This is a genomic window from Kangiella koreensis DSM 16069 (assembly GCF_000024085.1).
Taxonomy (GTDB): Bacteria; Pseudomonadota; Gammaproteobacteria; order Enterobacterales; family Kangiellaceae; genus Kangiella; species Kangiella koreensis.
Genome location: NC_013166.1, coordinates 637,997 through 656,606, shown reverse-complemented (window position 1 = coordinate 656,606; position 18,610 = coordinate 637,997). Strand labels below are relative to the sequence as shown.

General features: G+C 44.4%; 14 protein-coding genes and 1 tRNA gene. 4 read left to right on the top strand and 11 right to left on the bottom strand.

Annotated elements, in window-relative coordinates; translation table 11 throughout:
• Positions 1 to 2: 2 nt before the first annotated feature.
• The 11 genes from tldD to hemA all read right to left on the bottom strand — a co-directional run bounded on the left by tldD (position 3) and on the right by hemA (position 14,489).
• Complete coding sequence (tldD, locus tag KKOR_RS03220; RefSeq protein WP_012800574.1) at positions 3 to 1,439, bottom strand: metalloprotease TldD; 1,437 nt, start codon at positions 1,437 to 1,439, stop codon at positions 3 to 5.
• A gap of 4 nt (positions 1,440 to 1,443) precedes the next feature.
• Positions 1,444 to 2,265 carry a carbon-nitrogen hydrolase family protein gene (locus tag KKOR_RS03215; protein ID WP_012800573.1) on the bottom strand — a complete coding sequence of 274 codons (822 nt, stop codon included), beginning with the start codon at positions 2,263 to 2,265 and terminating at the stop codon, positions 1,444 to 1,446.
• Positions 2,255 to 6,214 carry a YhdP family protein gene (locus tag KKOR_RS03210; protein ID WP_012800572.1) on the bottom strand — a complete coding sequence of 1,320 codons (3,960 nt, stop codon included), beginning with the start codon at positions 6,212 to 6,214 and terminating at the stop codon, positions 2,255 to 2,257. The genes KKOR_RS03215 and KKOR_RS03210 overlap by 11 nt, the downstream gene beginning before the upstream one ends.
• Positions 6,215 to 6,226: 12 nt before the next feature.
• A complete protein-coding gene (gene rng, locus KKOR_RS03205; protein WP_012800571.1) occupies positions 6,227 to 7,723 on the bottom strand; it encodes a ribonuclease G in 1,497 nt (498 codons plus the stop codon).
• A 15-nt stretch (positions 7,724 to 7,738) separates the two neighbouring features.
• A complete protein-coding gene (locus KKOR_RS03200) occupies positions 7,739 to 8,356 on the bottom strand; it encodes a Maf family protein (protein ID WP_012800570.1) in 618 nt (205 codons plus the stop codon).
• Between the two features lie 22 nt (positions 8,357 to 8,378).
• Positions 8,379 to 8,876, bottom strand: coding sequence for a rod shape-determining protein MreD (gene mreD, locus KKOR_RS03195; protein ID WP_012800569.1), 498 nt, complete (start codon positions 8,874 to 8,876; stop codon positions 8,379 to 8,381).
• Positions 8,877 to 8,880: 4 nt separating this feature from the next.
• Complete coding sequence (gene mreC / locus KKOR_RS03190; protein WP_041295997.1) at positions 8,881 to 9,744, bottom strand: rod shape-determining protein MreC; 864 nt, start codon at positions 9,742 to 9,744, stop codon at positions 8,881 to 8,883.
• 72 nt (positions 9,745 to 9,816) lie between these two features.
• Positions 9,817 to 10,860: a rod shape-determining protein gene (locus tag KKOR_RS03185; RefSeq protein ID WP_012800567.1), complete on the bottom strand. Its 1,044-nt coding sequence runs from the start codon at positions 10,858 to 10,860 to the stop codon at positions 9,817 to 9,819.
• A 352-nt stretch (positions 10,861 to 11,212) separates the two neighbouring features.
• Positions 11,213 to 12,073 (bottom strand): peptide chain release factor N(5)-glutamine methyltransferase, encoded by an 861-nt coding sequence (gene prmC / locus KKOR_RS03180; protein ID WP_012800566.1) that lies wholly within the window; start codon positions 12,071 to 12,073, stop codon positions 11,213 to 11,215.
• A 5-nt stretch (positions 12,074 to 12,078) separates the two neighbouring features.
• Complete coding sequence (gene prfA / locus KKOR_RS03175; RefSeq protein ID WP_012800565.1) at positions 12,079 to 13,173, bottom strand: peptide chain release factor 1; 1,095 nt, start codon at positions 13,171 to 13,173, stop codon at positions 12,079 to 12,081.
• 53 nt (positions 13,174 to 13,226) lie between these two features.
• Complete coding sequence (gene hemA / locus KKOR_RS03170) at positions 13,227 to 14,489, bottom strand: glutamyl-tRNA reductase (RefSeq protein WP_012800564.1); 1,263 nt, start codon at positions 14,487 to 14,489, stop codon at positions 13,227 to 13,229.
• A gap of 202 nt (positions 14,490 to 14,691) precedes the next feature.
• Between hemA and KKOR_RS03165 the strand changes: the two genes are divergently transcribed.
• The 4 genes from KKOR_RS03165 (at position 14,692) to KKOR_RS03150 (ending at position 18,575) form a co-directional block, all read left to right on the top strand.
• Positions 14,692 to 16,662 carry a tetratricopeptide repeat protein gene (locus KKOR_RS03165; protein ID WP_012800563.1) on the top strand — a complete coding sequence of 657 codons (1,971 nt, stop codon included), beginning with the start codon at positions 14,692 to 14,694 and terminating at the stop codon, positions 16,660 to 16,662.
• 319 nt (positions 16,663 to 16,981) lie between these two features.
• A complete protein-coding gene (gene lolB / locus KKOR_RS03160) occupies positions 16,982 to 17,608 on the top strand; it encodes a lipoprotein insertase outer membrane protein LolB (protein WP_012800562.1) in 627 nt (208 codons plus the stop codon).
• Positions 17,605 to 18,492 carry a 4-(cytidine 5'-diphospho)-2-C-methyl-D-erythritol kinase gene (ispE, locus tag KKOR_RS03155; RefSeq protein WP_012800561.1) on the top strand — a complete coding sequence of 296 codons (888 nt, stop codon included), beginning with the start codon at positions 17,605 to 17,607 and terminating at the stop codon, positions 18,490 to 18,492. Before lolB ends, ispE begins: the two co-directional genes overlap by 4 nt.
• An 8-nt stretch (positions 18,493 to 18,500) precedes the next feature.
• Positions 18,501 to 18,575: transfer RNA gene (locus tag KKOR_RS03150), tRNA-Gln, on the top strand.
• Positions 18,576 to 18,610 lie beyond the last annotated feature (35 nt).

The following is an 18,610-nucleotide window of genomic DNA, read 5'->3' as shown; positions in this document are numbered from 1 at the left end:
CATCAAACCTTTGTCCCACCAACCGTCATTTGATCGACTTTTAAAGTAGGTTGACCTACGCAGACGGCGATACTTTGTCCATCTTTACCACAAACGCCAATGCCTGGATCGAGCATGCTATCGTTGCCGACCATGCTGACCCGTTTTAAAACTTCTGGGCCGTTACCCGTTAATGTGGCACCTTTTATGGGTGCGGTGATTTTGCCATCTTCAATCAAGTAAGCTTCGCTGGCACTGAACACAAAATTCCCTGATGTAATATCAACTTGCCCGCCGGCAAAATTCGGCGCATAGATCCCTTTCTTAACGCTTTTGATAATGTCTTGCGGATCGGATTCGCCAGACATCATATAGGTATTGGTCATTCGTGGCATCGGCAAGTGAGCATAAGACTCTCGACGTCCGTTGCCAGTAGCCTTTTGTCCCATAAGTTGTGCATTGTGCTTATCTTGCATATAGCCTTTGAGCACACCATTCTCTATCAGCACTGTTGACTGGCTTACTGTACCCTCATCGTCAACGCTTAAAGAGCCACGTTGATTGGGCAATGTTCCGTCATCAACCACTGTACATAAATCAGAGGCAACTTTTTGCCCAATCTTGCCCGCATAGGCAGAAGAGCCTTTGCGATTAAAGTCCCCTTCCAATCCATGACCCACCGCTTCGTGCAACAAAACACCCGGCCAGCCATTACCTAACACGACGGGCATTAACCCGGCAGGTGCTTCAATAGCATCTAAGTTAATTAAAGCCTGTGTTACAGCAGTTTGTGCCAAATCATCCAGATTAGCTTCTAACAAGGTCTGCCAATCGTAACGTCCACCTAATCCTGCACTACCTCGCTCCCGGCGGCCCTGATGTTCAACAATGACTGAAACATTCAACCGAATCATGGGCCGAATATCGGCAGCAATAACGCCATCACTTGCCAGCACCATCATTTGTTCATCAACCGCTGAAAGGCTAACAATTACTTGTTGAACTTTCTCATCAAGGTGACGCGCCTTTGCATCAAGCTGACGTAATAAATCAATTTTCTGTTGCTGCTCGACAGCAAACAAAACAGGCTGACTAGTGTAGAGTTGCTTGGGATCTAAGCGATTAAAAGATACAGCGCCTTGTTTTCTGGCTCTGCTCATACTGGTGGCAGCACTTATCGCATTATCAAGTGCCGTAGTTTGTAACTGGTTGGCATAGGCAAAGCTGGTTTTCTCACCTTCAATCGCACGCACGCCAAGACCTTTATTTAAATTGAAGCTGGCATCTTTAACGATCCCATCTTCGAGCTGCCAATACTGATGTTGAACTTCTTGAATGAAAATGTCTGAGTAACTAATATCAAATCGGTGTAGCTTTCGAATAGCATCTTCCAGTACTGCGATGCTTAGATCAGACTCTTCAAATATACGCTGTTCAACTTGTTTGATTAGGGAATTCATTTAATTAACTCATTAATTTGCGGTGCAGGTGCACAGGGAATTTTTCTTTGATCATATCAATCTTATTGATATTTAACGTTGCGATCGATATACCTTCATCTTCTTGCAACTCATCAATGACTTCACCCCATGGATCAATCACCATACTATGACCAAAAGTTTTTCTTTGGTTATCATGGGTACCGGTTTGATTTGGGGCGACTACAAAAGCCAAATTCTCAACCGCCCGCGCCTGTAACAACAGCTTCCAATGTACCTTGCCTGTGGCGAGAGTAAATGCTGAAGGTGCCAGAATGACATCCACATTGTGGGTCTGATAATAACGATATAACTCCGGAAAACGTAAGTCATAACAGACGGAACAGCCAAAGGTAATACCTTGCCAATTAAACGTCACAGGTTCAGATCCAGCGAGAGTATTGGATGACTCTGAGTAACTTTCTCCCTCTTTCACCGACACATCAAATAAATGTATTTTGTCGTAGTGAGCTAGAAGGCTACCGTCTTCCTGATAAACATAACAACGCGCATAGGGTTTATTTTCAATCTCAGACTCAACGGCTATGGTGCCGCCTACCAATACCAGCTTTAATTTCTTTGCCAGCGAAGACATCCAGTCTTGAACTTTTCCCTGGCCATCGCGTTCAACATGTTCGAGCTTTTGCCCATTATATTTTTCCATCAAAGCAAAGCTTTCGGGCAATACAATGAATTGGGCACCTTGTGCCGCAGCAGACTCTATCAGCTTCTCTGCTTTAGCAAGATTATCATCGACCTCACTGGATGAGGTCATCTGAATTAAAGCAACCTTAACGCTACTTGTCATTTCCATCCTCCTCTCGAGTTTGTTTTGGTCTATCATCTTCTAGTGCTTGCACTTCCTTTTCAATCGCTGATTGCTCACTATCACTACTCTGGCTATCTTGCTCTGGACTTTGCTCTTGATTAATAAGTTCACTATCCATGATTGGCTGATCCTCAGCCTCTTCTAAAAGTTCTTCGTCAGGAATTACAATCTCTTTTGATTTTTTATCCAACTCAATCACTTCGGGATTATCAAGATCACCCTTGATTTTATACTCAATACTCACAACAACATCTAGCACCGGCTCGAAAATTTTATTAATGAGCAGCATGATTAAACCTGTAGTTGGTTCGATTGCCCAACCTGCTAAAACTGGTAAACTGGATCCTAACTTTGGAATAACTAAAACATTTTGATCAACTTTATTATTAACCAGATCGGTATATCCGGTAATAGTAACTTCCGCCGTGGCACCATTAATTGAAACGTTTTCACTATAAACGATGCCTTTTTTTATTGTAAAGCGACCATTGATTGAATCGTAGAAGAAACCATCCTCAAATAGATCACTGAAATCAAGCGATAAACGGCGACGTAAACTTTGCAAAGACAGCAAGCTGAATACCCTGGCCTGCCTGTCACTCAACTCACGAACAACCCCTTGGCCAGTACTAACATTAAAGGTTCCATTACTCTGATTAAGCTCAAACTTATGCCATCCACCAGACCAGCTTAGATCAAGGCTACCGTTAGTACTGGTATCTCGAATACCATCACCATAACCCCAGCGTTGCAATAGTCGTCCTGCATTTGGCGAGGAAAAATTTATTTTGACGTTACTGACGTCACCCAGCCAACTGCCCTCAAGATAAGCTGACAATAAGCCTTCTATTTTACTGTCGCCTTGAATGGTCACTCCGCCTTCAGCTTTTTGTGTAACCAAGGTCAAAAAGCCCGTATCGATACCATTAATACGGCAGGAGGCACACTCTAGCTGCCAATCATACAAAGCCTTTTTATCCAGTGATATTTCGCTTTCAGATAATTTACTAAAAGGCTCTAACTTAATATCCAACTCATCAATCTGAACTCTCTTACGGCCATCTTCGTAAAGCGTCAAACTCCCCTGACCTTCTTCGGCTGTAACCTTGAAGCGCAAATATTCGCCAGCCAGAACTTCATCGGTTAAACGCACTTCATGCAGCTTCTGCCCTGCTATATCAAACAGCGGTGTTCTTACATCAATGTGATCAATCCAACGCGGCCACTTAAAGGACTGCTCACCTTTAAACTGCAGACTATTTATCCAGTCATAACTTTTGATCTCATTAAACTGACCTCGAATGGCCACGCCTTGCTCAGGTGCCTGTATGTTTTGCGTCGCCAGATTGCCAAGAGCAATCACGCCATTTAGATCATTCATGGAATCAGTTGAGAAAGCTAACCGAGAAGAAATAGTATTTCGATAAATCGCCCTACTATTGATTTTACCTGCTGATTCAAACAATGTTATTAACACATCAGAAGTTTCAGCTTTCTCCTTACTCAACCAATCAGGACCAATGATTTCTGTACCCTTCAAATCAGTACGTACAATTAAAGATTGTTTTTCTTCCTGATCGATTCGGTAGCGAACAATAAGTTGACTTGCCCCATTTATAGTTAAGGGTGATTCGATTTTTTGTGATGTAAATATGTTATTGATGGCAAAATCAGAATTGGCATCAATTGTTACCAAGTCGGAATCATTGGTGAACTCATCAACCTTGACGTTAATTGCGAATGAGTTACCCCATAAGCTGGCATGAAGAGCTTCTGAAAAAGCACCGTCATCCGTAAAATGAATAAAACCACCGACCTGTCTTAATTTTACAGGGAAATCCTTATAGCTAATAGTATGACCATTCAGTGGAATAGAACCTTTAATACTGGCTGGAACATCGTTTCCTAACGGAATAGTAATTTCCAACTTGGGATTAATCGGTTGGGCGAAAACAAAGTCCGTTACCGCCTCACCCAGTTTATCTTTTAGCGGAGAATTCTGATGGAGTTGCGCATACGATTGACTACTAACATTCCCATCGACATGAATAGTCAGCATAGAAATATCGTTACTGAAAGAGTCAATAGTCGCCGAAGCGCTATTGACTGTGCTACCTAGCAACTGCCCTGTTTCCGCCACAATACGCATTTCATCATTATCGAAAATTGCTGTTGCATTGAGCTGTTCAGCCTGTGGCCATTCAGGATCAAACTTAAAAAGCGCATCACGAACTTTAGCTTCAACATAAAACTGACCGCTCTCATCCTGATATGGAAATGCCTCAACTCCGCCACGCCATACTAACTTCGCACGTTCTACCACGCCACCTTTCAGGCTCATATCTAAATAGTCAACGGCCTTCTTTTTCATACCCTGGCGAGGCCAATATTTATGTAGCTCAGCAATTTTCAAATCTTTCGCTTCAGCGTATAACGCTACTTCCGTATCAATCTTACCGCTATCACCTTCATTCAGACTAACCAATCCCTGTGCTTTAATATTAAGATCTTGGTTTTTAATAATCAATTCATCAATGTTGATATTGATCGTTTCATCCAGTTCAACAAGCCCGTCAAAGACTAATTGCTCCAGAACTACAGGTGCCTTTAACCAATCACTTTTAGCAAACTGTGAATCATAACTGTTAAGCTTAACTCGCCACTGAGCGTTTTCATCCGCAATTTGTAATTGATTAATTTCGAGTGCTGGAATTTGCTGATACTCTTTGACAACCAGATTGCTTAATTCAATATCGGCTTTTTGCGCTTTGAATGATTCTTCATTATGTAATGCTAACAGTTCGAAATGATTTATATGCCCTTTCGGATCCAGGCCGTTGGCCCACTCAATATGCTCTACCAATAAAAAAGGCTTTATCACAGTGAGTAAGTAACTAATTGGAATATTATCAACAGAAACTGACCATTCATCTCCTTGCGACTGCTTCTTTTTTTGCAACAGGAAATCACTGTCAAAGCTGCGCAAGTTATTATCGTCGTCTCTTTGAACTAATTTAAATCGATCGCTAAAAAGCTTGAAATATTCATTATCAGAATCAAATCGAATTGCGCCTTCCAGCTCTGCAACTTTTGATTGATCACCTGAAGCGATAAAACGACTATATCCAGAAACCGGTTTATCACCTTCATAGTTTAACCATAACTCGAGGTTAATCAGATCGACTGGAAACTGTTGTTTGAGGTTTAAAAATTGAGCTAACGACTTTATATCGGTATCTTCTAAAGACACATAAAGGTCAGTCGCATTACTACCTTCAAATGGCTGCCCTTCTGTTTCTATAACGAATCGCCCACTGGAGAATAATTCACCTCGTGTATCAATAATTAATTGTCGGTCATGACCCATTCGCTCATAGCGAATCATGGGAGCAACTAAAGAGCGACTATTTCCTTGATTACGAAGTGTTAAAGCCAGGTCTCGGATTGAGATCTTACGTTGTTGCAAGATCTCTGGATTCATACTTAAAGAGCGGCGAATGGAGTCGAGTGAAAAATCGGTAGAAGATGCCGCACTAGAATCAGGTAAAGTGTAAGTAACATTAGTGCCATTAATCTCAATACTTTCCGTTTTCAAATAGCCATCAATTAAACTTTTCCACAGATTGAGCTCAATAGTGTTACGTGAACTTTCAACACGCAGGGTATGGTCGTCATTTTCCCAGCTAAGTTCTTCTAAATAGATGGTGGGGCGAAAACGAGTCCAATCCACTACTAATTGTTGATAATTAAATTCACCTCCAATTTGGGTTTCAACCAATTCAATAACTTTATCTTTATCATCTAGCCAATAGGGAAGAATCAGCTTTACCACCGAAACTAATAGCACAAATAAGATCACAATGATCGAGACTAACCAAAGCAACTTGGTCAGCCATTTTCGAACGATTGTGATTAAGCCTTTTGCCATCTGATTTCCGGGTTACATCAATACAACATCAAATTGATCGGGCGAGTATAAACTTTCAACTTGCAAGCGAATCGGTTTATCAATATCAACCTCAAGCTCAGCCAAACTACTCGCTTCCTCATCCAATAAACAGTCAACCACTTCTTGATTAGCAAGCACTAAAAACTTTTGTACATCATAAGCCCGCGATGCTCGACTGATTTCTCGGAATATTTCGTAACAAATCGTGACCGGTGTTTTAACAAAACCTCGTCCATTACATTGCTGACAAGGTTCACACATCAAACGCTCAAGACTTTCTCGTGAACGTTTACGTGTCATTTCAACAAGTCCCAGCGTTGACACCTCAGAAATAGATGTTTTGACATGGTCACGCTCTACCGCTTTTTCCAGCGTTCGCAGCACATGCCGTTTGTGCTCCTCATCCTGCATATCAATAAAATCGACAATAATAATGCCGCCAAGGTTACGCAATCGTAACTGACGGGCTAAAGCCGTTGCGGCTTCAAGGTTAGTGCGAAAGATTGTTTCTTCCAGGTTTTTATGGCCTATAAAAGCACCGGTGTTGACATCAACTGTAGTCATCGCTTCAGTTTGATCAATAATTAAATACCCACCTGACTTCAAAGGAACCTTCCGCTCCAGTGCTTTTTTTATTTCTTCTTCAATATTGTAAAGGTCAAAAATCGGACGCTCACCCTCATAATGCTCTATCCGATTATTAATTTCAGGCAAGAACTCCATGACAAAATTTTGAATGCGTTTAAAACTTTGTGAATTATCCATGCGCACTCGCTCAATATCATCTTCAATAATGTCACGCATAATTCTCAGTTCTAACGCCAAATCTTCATGAACTAATTGAGGGGCTTTGGTTGTCTTTGCTTTTTCACTAATCCCACTCCACAGTTTGGATAGAAACTTTACGTCACGATCGAGCTCAATATCACTCGCCCCTTCTGCTGCGGTGCGAATGATATAACCCGTGTCACCACCAAAGTCAGTATCAGCTAATAAATCTTTTAATCGTGTACGCTCATCTAAATCCTCAATCCGTTGTGAAACGCCAACATGAGGATTGTCCGGCATTAACACCAGGAATCGTGAAGGAATCGTAATATGAGTGGTTAAACGAGCGCCTTTACTACCAATCGGATCTTTGATGACCTGTACAATAATTTTCTGTCCTTCGTGCAGCAAAGTTGCGATATCGGCTTCGTGCGCATCCTGTTTATCCAGAAGTTCCGAGCCTTCTACCGCATGCTTTTCTTCATCATTTTTAATGGCAACAATATCAGCGACGTGTAAGAAAGCTGCACGGTCATGGCCGATATCGACAAAGGCTGCCTGCATACCTGGCATTACTCGACGGACAATACCTTTATAAATATTGCCGACAATGCCACGATTAGTCGTTCGTTCAAGATGCACTTCCTGCAAGACACCATTTTCGACTAACGCAACGCGCGTTTCCTGTGGGGTGACATTAATTAAAATTTCATCACGCATGATTTCAACGACCTCTTATCCTGGTGACTGTTGAGGTGATAGCTGAGGTGAGAGAAGATGTCTGATCTGCATCTGCTCTAACAGAATTCTGGTTTCATACAATGGTAACCCAACAATCCCGCTGTAACTACCATTGATGCCATTAACCAGGCTACCAGCAATGCCCTGAATCGCGTATGAACCAGCTTTTCCTAACGGCTCTTTTGTCGCGCAATAAGCATCGACCGTTTGCTCGGTCAACTGACTGAAAGTGACATCACTTTTTGACACTTGCCAGATCGTTTTATCTTGGTAACAAAGGCTAACGCCACTATAAACCTGGTGCGTACGGCCCGACAGTTGTTTAAGCATCGACTTTGCTTCATCTAGGTCAGCAGGCTTGCCGAGAAACTGGCCATTTAATACCACAATTGTATCAGCACCAAGAATAGGTAGAGGATTATCAGGATCACAAAAAGGTTGCGCGGAGCGCGCTTTGCCGATGGCTAATCGTGTCACATAATCTTCGGCAGACTCATTCACTAGTGGCGTTTCATCAAAATCGTTAGCCACTTGAATAAATGACACCCCCAACTGGGTTAATAATTCTTTACGACGTGGCGAAGCAGAAGCCAGGTAAATTTGCTCAAACATCAAGCCCCCTTAAACAGTGTGCTTATACCACATGGAAGTAGCGACGAATATCACGCAATAGAACAAACAGCCATGGCCACAACAAGCCATTAGTTAAAGTTGCTATCCAGTACCAACTATCACTTTCTGGTTTCCCAGTAAGACGAGCCAGCCACAAAACTATTGCAAAATAAATAACGCTCAAAAAGATTAGGGTCAATGCTTGTTTCCATAATGGAAATAAGCGAAGGCGCTGATGATTCAGTTGAAGAATAAAGGTCAATACGGCCAGCGAAAAACAGTGTAAACCCAAAGTTGTACCTAGCAAGGCATCAAGCGCCAAACCTGTAATAAATGCCCACAACAAACCAATTCGATGCGGAAGCGCAATAACCCAATAACTAAATATTAAAAAGGTAAAGCTCGGTCTAAATGGCTGCCAGGTTTCTGGCAACGGGAAGATATCCAGAATCATACCAATGATCAGGCTCAGTATAATGACCCAGGTTCCGTGTTTAACTTCATTCTTCATCGTTTTCATGCCATTATTTCTCCGATGACTCTATTTGGTTTTCGTCAAGGTCATCAATGGATGGCATGTAAGGCCATAACAATAGAACATGATTAGCGGTATTAATATTGGCCGTCGGTTCAGCAATAATCTGCGCATAAGGTTGAGAAGATTGTTTTGTCACTGAAATCACTTTAGCAACCGGGTAACCATCGGGAAACTTCTCGCCCAAGCCTGAGCTTAATAACAAATCACCTTCACGGATGTCAGTTGTGTTAGGCAGGTGTCGCAGGAATAATAATTGCCCGTCGCCTTGTGCGATGGCTCGAACACCATTGCGATCATTTCGAATCGGAATAGCATGCTTTTGATCATTTAACAAAATCATTCGGCTGGTAGTCAAAGAAACTTCTACAATCTGCCCCATGACCCCTTCGGAATCCACCACAGGCTGCCCCACAAAAACTTCGTTTGTAGATCCCTTGTTTAACAACAGTTCATTAGAGAAGCGCTGGCTATCAATATTCAAGACTTCCGCAATTAACCGTTTACCGCGAAAAGAACGCGATGATCCTAATAATGAACGTAGACGTGCATTTTCAGATTCAAGACCAATCAGGCGCTGGTTTTGTGCCTTCAGGATCAAAACCTCATCTTTAAGCTGACGGTTTTGGTCAATCAGATCATTTCGACTGATAATATTGTTATCTGCCCAAGCAGCAATCTCATTCGGTAAATTAGCAAGATAATACAAAGGCGAAAGAAAAGTAGCGCTCGCTTTACGCGCGCTAGTTAAATAGCCATAACGGTAGTCCAGAACCATCAAGACACACGCAAGCAACAGCGTAATAATCAGCTGCAAAACTAACGATGGTCCTCGCGTAAATAGATTCTTAATAACTGGACTCCTGAAGCAGATACAAAAATCGGGCCTGTAAGTGCCCGATTTTCGTCAATATTTCTTTAAAAATCAATCGTATGAGAATAAATCGCCGCCATGCTCATCGATTGTTTCAAGAACTTTGCCACCACCACGAGCAACACAGGTCAATGGATCTTCAGCAACAATGACCGGTAAACCGGTTTCTTCCATCAATAAGCGATCGATATCGCGAATCAATGCACCACCACCAGTTAACACCATACCACGTTCAGAAATATCCGAAGCTAACTCAGGAGGCGACTGCTCGAGAACTGCTTTTACCGCTCGCACGATGCCGTGCAATGGATTCTGTAATGCTTCTAAGACTTCGTTGCTATTGATGGTAAAGCTTCTTGGAATACCTTCTGCCAGGTTTCGACCACGGACGTCCAACTCGCGAACTTCAGTGCCTGGATAAGCAGTACCAATTTCATGCTTAATACGCTCTGCGGTAGCTTCACCAATAACGGTGCCGTAGTTACGACGAATGTATTCGATGATTGCTTCATCAAAACGGTCACCACCAATGCGTACCGAATCAGAATAAACCACACCATTTAATGACAGGATAGCAATCTCAGTAGTACCACCACCAATATCCACTACCATCGAACCGCGTGCTTCGCCGACTGGCAAACCTGCACCAACTGCGGCCGCAACTGGTTCTTCAATCAAGAACACATCACGCGCACCAGCACCGATCGCTGATTCTTTAATCGCACGACGCTCAACTTGAGTTGAACCGCAAGGAACACAAATAAGAACTCGAGGGCTTGGACGGAAGAAGGTGTTGTCATGAACTTTGCGAATAAAATGTTGAAGCATTTTTTCAGTCACTTCAAAATCCGCAATCACACCATCTTTCAAAGGACGGATGGCAACGATATTGCCCGGTGTACGACCCAACATGCGCTTAGCAGCTTCACCAACTGCCGCAATTGACTTTGCCCCGCCAGCACGTTCCTGACGAATCGCAACCACAGAAGGCTCATTCAAAACGATACCCTGGTCACGAACGTAAATCAAAGTGTTGGCAGTCCCCAAATCAATCGACAGGTCGGTTGAAAATAAACCACGTAATTTATTAAACATCTAAGGAAATTTCTCGCTAATTTCAAATATAAGGATGATTATAGGATTCAGGCTCTGGTTATTGCCACTACAAGACCGTAACAAGATAGAGCCAAGCTGTGCTATTCGAATCGGCTCAAACGCCAGTAATAGCAAGGCTTATATGCTTTTTTACCCAATCGGGCTACTCTAACAATACTGACCTGTGTGAGCAAGCTAAAAACCTATTGCTTCACATATTTTTGTGAAGCGGTAATGGCTTTTCGCTGGAATGATAGTGTTGCGCATAAAATCCCCATATACAAAGACACTTTCCCCGGAGTTTGGTTCAACCACACTGAGCTGTTGCTCTTATCTTTGTTGGCTGTAGTTTTTAATCTTTTGAGTATAAACCTAAGGTCACTCGATCCAGTCCAGCGTAATCTTTAATGGTCTCAATCTGTTCAAATCCAGTCTGCTGCAATATTTCGCGAACGGCCTGTCCCTGGTCATAGCCATGCTCAAACAATAAATAGCCATCAGGCTTTAAATGCTCGGTTGCCTGCTGGGTGATTTGTCGAATATCTGACAAACCCTTATCTTCGGCAACCAGTGCGGTCACAGGCTCATACACTAAATCTGCCAAGTGCGGATCGTTAGGGGCAACATAAGGAGGGTTACTGACAATCATATCCAGCTTGCCATGTAGCCAATTGCTTAACCAACTACCCTGTTCAAAGGTAACATTATCGATCTGATTACTTTCAGCATTCGCTTGAGCAACTTTTAAGGCAAGCTCACTCATATCCAATGCCCACACAGTCGCCTGCGGTCGTTCGCTGGCTATCGCCAAGGCTATTGCTCCGCTTCCGGTGCCGAGATCAACAATAGAATAACTCTCGTCAGAGGGAATTCTTAATAGCGCCTGCTCAACCAGCATTTCAGTTTCCGGGCGCGGAATCAAAGTATCGCGAGTCACATTCAGAGTCAGAGACCAGAACTCTTGTTCACCAATGATATAAGCCGTTGGCTCACCTTGGCGACGCCGGCTGATAAAGTCTTCAAAACAGGATTTCTGGTCTTCGGAAAGGAGATACTCTGGCCATGTTTTCAGCCAGGTTCGATTTTTGTCGATGGCAAAAGCCAACAAAATTTCTGCATCTAACGCAGCCTCATCATATGCTTCGAGTTGCTGCCTGGCCCGGAGCTGCTCTTTTGCCCAAAGCAAGGCCTGGGCAACGCTTAGCGCTTTCATTGCAGTTATGAACTTTGTCCTGACAATGCTGCCAACTGATCGGCCTGATGCTCCTGAATAAGCGGGCCAACAATCTGATCGATATCGCCTTCCATGATTTCATCCAGCTTATATAACGTCAGATTAATGCGGTGGTCAGTCATGCGCCCTTGCGGGAAGTTGTAAGTGCGAATGCGATCCGAACGATCACCCGTTCCGACCAGATTGCGACGCATTTCGGTTTGTTCCGATTGAGCTTTGGCCTGTTCCGCAGCGGTCAAACGAGCTTGCAATACCGACATCGCTTTGGCTTTGTTTTTGTGCTGAGAACGCTCATCCTGACACTCGACCACAACGCCTGTTGGCAAGTGGGTAATACGAATCGCCGAGTCAGTTTTGTTGACGTGCTGACCACCCGCACCTGAGGCACGGAAGGTATCAATTTTTAAATCAGCAGGATTAATTTCAATCGCGTCCAATTCATCCGCTTCCGGCATTACCGCCACGGTACAAGCTGAAGTGTGAATACGACCTTGCGATTCGGTTTCAGGAACACGTTGCACACGATGAGCACCCGACTCGAATTTCAGATGCGAGTAAACGCTATCACCACTAATGCGCACAATGATTTCTTTATAGCCACCATGTTCGCCGTCACTCTGGCTGATCACTTCAACCTGCCAGCGTTTTTTCTCGGCATATTTGCTGTACATGCGGAACAAATCACCGGCGAATATCGCCGCTTCATCACCACCGGTTCCGGCACGAATTTCAAGGAAGGTATTTTTGTCATCATTGGGATCGCGCGGTAGCAGAAGTTTTTGCATCTCTACTTCGAGCAGTTCAATCTGGCCTTTTGCGTCTTTCAACTCTTCCTGTGCCATTTCACGCATATCCGGGTCTTCATCCTTAAGCATCTCTTCAGCAGCTTTAAGGCTTTCTTCCGCTTCTTCATAGCGCTGAAAGGTGTTCACCACCTCTTCAAGCTGAGAATACTCTTTTGACAGGTCGCGGAATTTATTTTGATCACCGATCACATCCGGATCGCCCAGCAAAGCACTAATTTCTTCGTGGCGATCGACCAGACCTTGTAATTTTTCAATAATCGAATCTTGTAACATATAAACCTTGTTATTGTATGCTGTAACCTGAAACCATCAGGCTCAATCGATAGTTAATTATCGTCTTCTAAATCGAATAACTTGCGGAGCACCTCATGGGTATCCACTTCATCATCTTCATTACGTAACCAGACCAATGGCTGGTGCAAAAACTTTTTCGTCAGGCGATGCGCTAACTGTTCCATAACCTGCTCAGGATCGCCGTCATTGGCAAGTTGCGCTTTAGCACGTTGCAATTCATTCTGCGCAACATCCGAATATTTCTGTTGCAACTCACGAACCGTATCGTGTTTTTGTCGACCCAGTTGCCACTGACGAAACTCGTCGCTGAAATGCCGCAAAATATGCTCAGCTTCTGCAGCCGCTTCTTGCCGCGCCTGCATATTTTCCTGAATCACACCTTCCAGATCATCGACCGTATAAAGGTAAACATCATCCAGCTTGCCAACCGAGCTTTCAATATCGCGTGGCACCGCCAAATCGACCATAAACATACTTCTGCGACGACGTTCTTTAACCGCCTGCTCAACCATGCCTTTGCCAATAATAGGCAACATGCTACCGGTTGACGAAATTACGATATCCGCTTGTGACAGATAATGAGGAATGGCCTCAAGGCCAATCGCCTTGCCTTCAAACTCTTTCGCCAATTTTTGTGCATTGGCCAGCGTTCGGTTAGCCATAATCATCTTACCAACGCCTTGCTGCTGCAAATGACGAGCAGCTAATTCAATAGTTTCACCAGCGCCCACATACATCACTGTTAGCTTAGAAAAATCTGCAAAAACATGCTTTGCTAAACTGACCGCCGCATAGGCAACCGACACTGGATTGGTTCCGATATCGGTTTCATGACGAACTCGCTTGGCTGCCGAAAAAGTCTTCTGGAATAAACGCTCCATGACCTGATTAATGGTGCCAGCGCGACGCGCTTTCTGATAACTGGCTTTAAGCTGGCCCAAAATTTGCGGCTCGCCCAGCACCATCGAATCCAGACCACTGGCAACGCGCATCAGGTGCAGCACCGCCTTCTCTTCATCGTGGCAATAAACCGCCGAGTGCAAATCTTCATGCAACTGCTTTTTAACTTGCAGCCAATGCAACAGCTGTTCTCTTAGCTGTTCAGGAGTTTGATTATCGCTCGACACATAAAATTCGACTCGATTACAGGTCGATAAAACCGCTACTTCGCACTGATGCAGAGCTTCCGCCAGTTCAGCCATGATTTCGCCTAACTCATGATCAGCGAACGCAACTTTTTCGCGCACAGCTAAAGAGGCAGTTTTATGGTTAATTCCTAATGCAATCAATGACATAGATAAGAAACGGTTGGTTTGTTGCAGCCCAGCCCAAAAATAACGAGAAATCAAAGGCTTATAATTGGCGCGAATTATAACACTGAGCCGTCATGTCCGCTAATCGAAAATAGGGGCTGTTGGCCTTTGCTCGCAGAAACAATTTACTTATTATGACAAATTATTCCTACCTCTTGTCATAAAGAGATTGTAGGATTGAAGGATGAATAAGCGTTTTTATATCCTTCTTTTACAATGGCTCGCCGCACTGCTCCTGTTAGCCGCCTGTTCCAGCAAGCAGCCCATGGTAGCGGAAAAAGATCCGGAACCGGCCCACGACCACGCGACCTATCCTGATATTTCTCATATGTCAGCGGATCAGCGCAGCCAACTGTATTTCAGTATTCTGCTGGCTAATATTGCCTCTCAGCAGAACCTTGAGGATATTGCGCAAAGCAACTTTTTAGACTCAGCCGAACGCACCGGCAGTATTGCTTTAGCTCGTCGCGCGGCAGTCGTCGCACTGGAAAAACACAACTATCAGCAAGTCAATTACGCGTTGAGTATCTGGCTTAAACATTCGCCCGAAGATCCCGATGCTCATAAAGTCAAAATGCTAACCGCAGTCGCCACAGAAGATTACGCCACCGCTAATGACGAATTACACCTGCTACTGAAACTTCTACCGCCATCGCAAGATGAACAGCTTTACCAACTGACACAGGTTACCACCTATCAGGACAATGCTGACTTCATTCACTATTTCAATCAGGAATCTGAACGTCTCAACCATCCCGTGTTAAAAGCACTTGAGGCCTATCTTTTACTCAACAGCCACAACCCATCGTTTTATCAAGCTCGCATCCATCGACTGCTGGATGAGGTGTTATCAGAAAATGATGAATTCCTGTCAGCCATCGAATTGAAAGGCGAAGCCCTGGCGCTGGAATCGAGCGAGAAACGCGCTGACTATTTAATCAATGTAGTAGAAAGTAAACGTCTCAACAGCAAACAAACCTTTGAGCTGGGCGAACTGCTGTATACCCAAAAAAATTACAGCGGTGCCATACTGGCTTTTCAGCAAGTACTGAGCAAAGAGCCTAAAAATTACCAGGCGCAATTCTTAATGGCTGGCAGCCAATATGCAATAGAAGCCTATGAACAAAGTTCGAATAACTTCTGGCAACTTGCGCGTAAAAACTTCAAAAAAGACATAACCAGCTATTATTGCGCCGACTCAGCATTACGTAACAAAGATCCGGTTCGCGCCATTAGCTGTTACGAAATGGTGCCTCCGGGTAATTATTTTTATACCGCCCGTACTCGCCTGGCGCACCTGCTGCATGAACAGGGCAATTGGCAATATGCCATGAAAAGCCTGCAACAGGCTCAACAGATGGTCAGCCTGCAGGAAAAACAACGTCTGCTACAGTTTGAGATCAGCTTTTTGACTCAGATTCAGCAATACGAACTTGCAGCTCAACGCATTGAAAGCGCTTTGCAGGTCGAACCCAACAAAACCTCTCTTTATTACCAGAAACTACAACTGCTCAATCAGATCCAGTCAGTCGATGAAATGATTGACTCGATCAACCAGCTTCGAGCCCAGGCAGGCGACGAACAACTGCACAAAGAAATCACCATAATTGGTGCACGCATGTTGCAAGCACGCCACAGCCACCTGTCTGCTTATCTGTTGCTGGAAAAAGAAGTCGAGCAATTCCCGAATGATCTTGACCTGTTGTACGTCAAAGCTTTAGCAGGAGAGCCTTTGGGTTATTTCCAACAAATGGAGCAGGATCTGCGCACCATTCTATCTATTAAGCCGGATCATCATGATGCCATGAACGCTCTGGGCTATACGCTGGCCGATATGAACCGCTCTCTGGATGAAGCGCAACGTTTGGTGGAAGCCGCTTACCAGCATGATCCCGAAAACAGCGCCGTTCTCGACTCCATGGGCTGGGTGCAATACCGCCTGGGCAATCTAAAAAAAGCACTCGAATTTCTGCAGATGGCCTATCAAAAGCAACCCTTACCCGAAGTTGCCGCCCATTTAGGCGAAGTCCTATGGGTCATGAACGAAAAGGAAAAAGCCACTGAAGTGTGGCAAAGAGCCCTGCGCCAGAATCCAAACAATCGTTACTTAATGGAAGTCCTACAACGCTTCCCTGAAGCCCAAGACGCTGGATAACACGCCTTAAATATAGCTAAAATCCCTCCAGGCATGTCATCCTGAATTTAATTCAGGATCTGCTCTTTCTTTAGGGATAAGGCATATATATGCAATTAGCGCTACTTCACAATATAAGAGCAGATTCCAAATCTAGTTTGGAATGACAAACTTGCGGATAATGCGAATCTCCAAAAACCTGCCCTATGAAATTCCCCCAAAGATGCAAGCCATCCTAAAAACAGGCATAATCTCGCCCATTGGAACTGAATAGCATTCCCTCAGTCCTATCTGTTTAACTATCTATTAAATGTCGACTATACAAAATGAGAATCTTTAGATGAGTTTATTATCGCGCGCCCTATTCATCAGTCTTGCATTATTACTGACCGCCTGCGAAACCTTGCCCGAAAAGCAGGACACCACTGTCTGGAATGACCCTCTATGGCAAAAACAATATCAAGCGCTGAAAACCATTAAAGGCTTTACGACTCAAGGCCGCATCGGCATTACCCAGCCCGATGACAGCTTCTCCAGCAGCATCATGTGGAAACAACAATCGCGCGACACCTTGACCATTCGCATGTACGGTACTTTCGGCACCACCTACGCGCTACTGGATATCACGCCCGAATTAACCGTCCTCAAAACCGGTGACGAACAGCATTTCGAAGGCTATAGCGCCGAACAGCTTTTATACGATGTATTGGGCTGGAACCTGCCCATTCATTATTTGCAGGACTGGGTATTGGGTTTACCAACCGGCATCCATCGCGACGATCTGAAAATCAACGCCGACGGCACCCTGCAGGAAATCAATTATCAGGACTATCAGGTCTTATTCCAAAAATACGACACCCATCCCTGGCAGCATGGCCACAGCATCTCCCTGCCGCAAAAAATTAGAATCACACAGGGCGACAACAAGATCATATTGTCATTACGCAGCTGGGATCTGACCCTATGAGCTTCACCCGTGCAACCGGTAGCCTCAATGATCAGGGCTACAGCTATTGGCCCTCGCCGGCCAAACTCAACTTAGAGTTGCGAGTGTTAGGTCAACGCGCCGACGGTTACCACGAACTGCAAACCCTGTTTCAATTATTAGATTTCGGCGACGATCTCTGGATTAAACCTAACGATACCGGCGAACTGACTCTGGTCAGCGAATACAACGAAGTCCCCAGCGAACAGAACCTGGTCATAAAAGCTGCCCGAATCTTGCAGCCTTTTTGCAAAAACTCAGCCAAAAGCCCCCACGGCGCAGATATTAAACTGACCAAGCGATTGCCCTCCGGTGCAGGCCTTGGCGGCGGCAGTTCCAATGCCGCTACCACCTTAGTTGCTCTTAATCAGTTATGGAATCTGCATCTCGATCAGCAGCAATTAATCGATCTAGGTCGTCAATTGGGTGCAGATGTGCCAGTTTTCGTCAATGGTCATAGCGCCTGGGCGGAAGGGATTGGCGAACTTTTAACCAACACCGACATACCCGAAAAGTGGTATCTCATTGTCTATCCAAACGTTCATGTGAACACCGGCAAAATTTTTTCACATTCAGCGTTGACAAGAAACGACAAACCCATTAAATTACGCGCCACTCGCGAAGGGAGTTTGCCTGAAGTTGGTTACAACGCCATGCAAACACTGGTTCTCGAACTTTATCCGGAGATAAAAGAAGCCTTTGAGCATCTGTCTCAATACGGAAAAGTGATGCTAACCGGAACCGGAAGTTGTCTCTTCTTAACCTTTGACAACGAGCGAGAAGTCCGTAAAATAGCCGCTCTGTGCAAGCAGCGCTGGCTAACTTTAGAAGCTAGAGGTATCAACGCCTCCCCGCTGATAAAGTAAAAAATTGCAGGGGTATCGCCAAGCGGTAAGGCAGCGGCTTTTGATGCCGCCATTCGTTGGTTCAAATCCAGCTACCCCTGCCATCTTTCTCTTCCCAGTTTTTTCTGCTTGCTGTAAC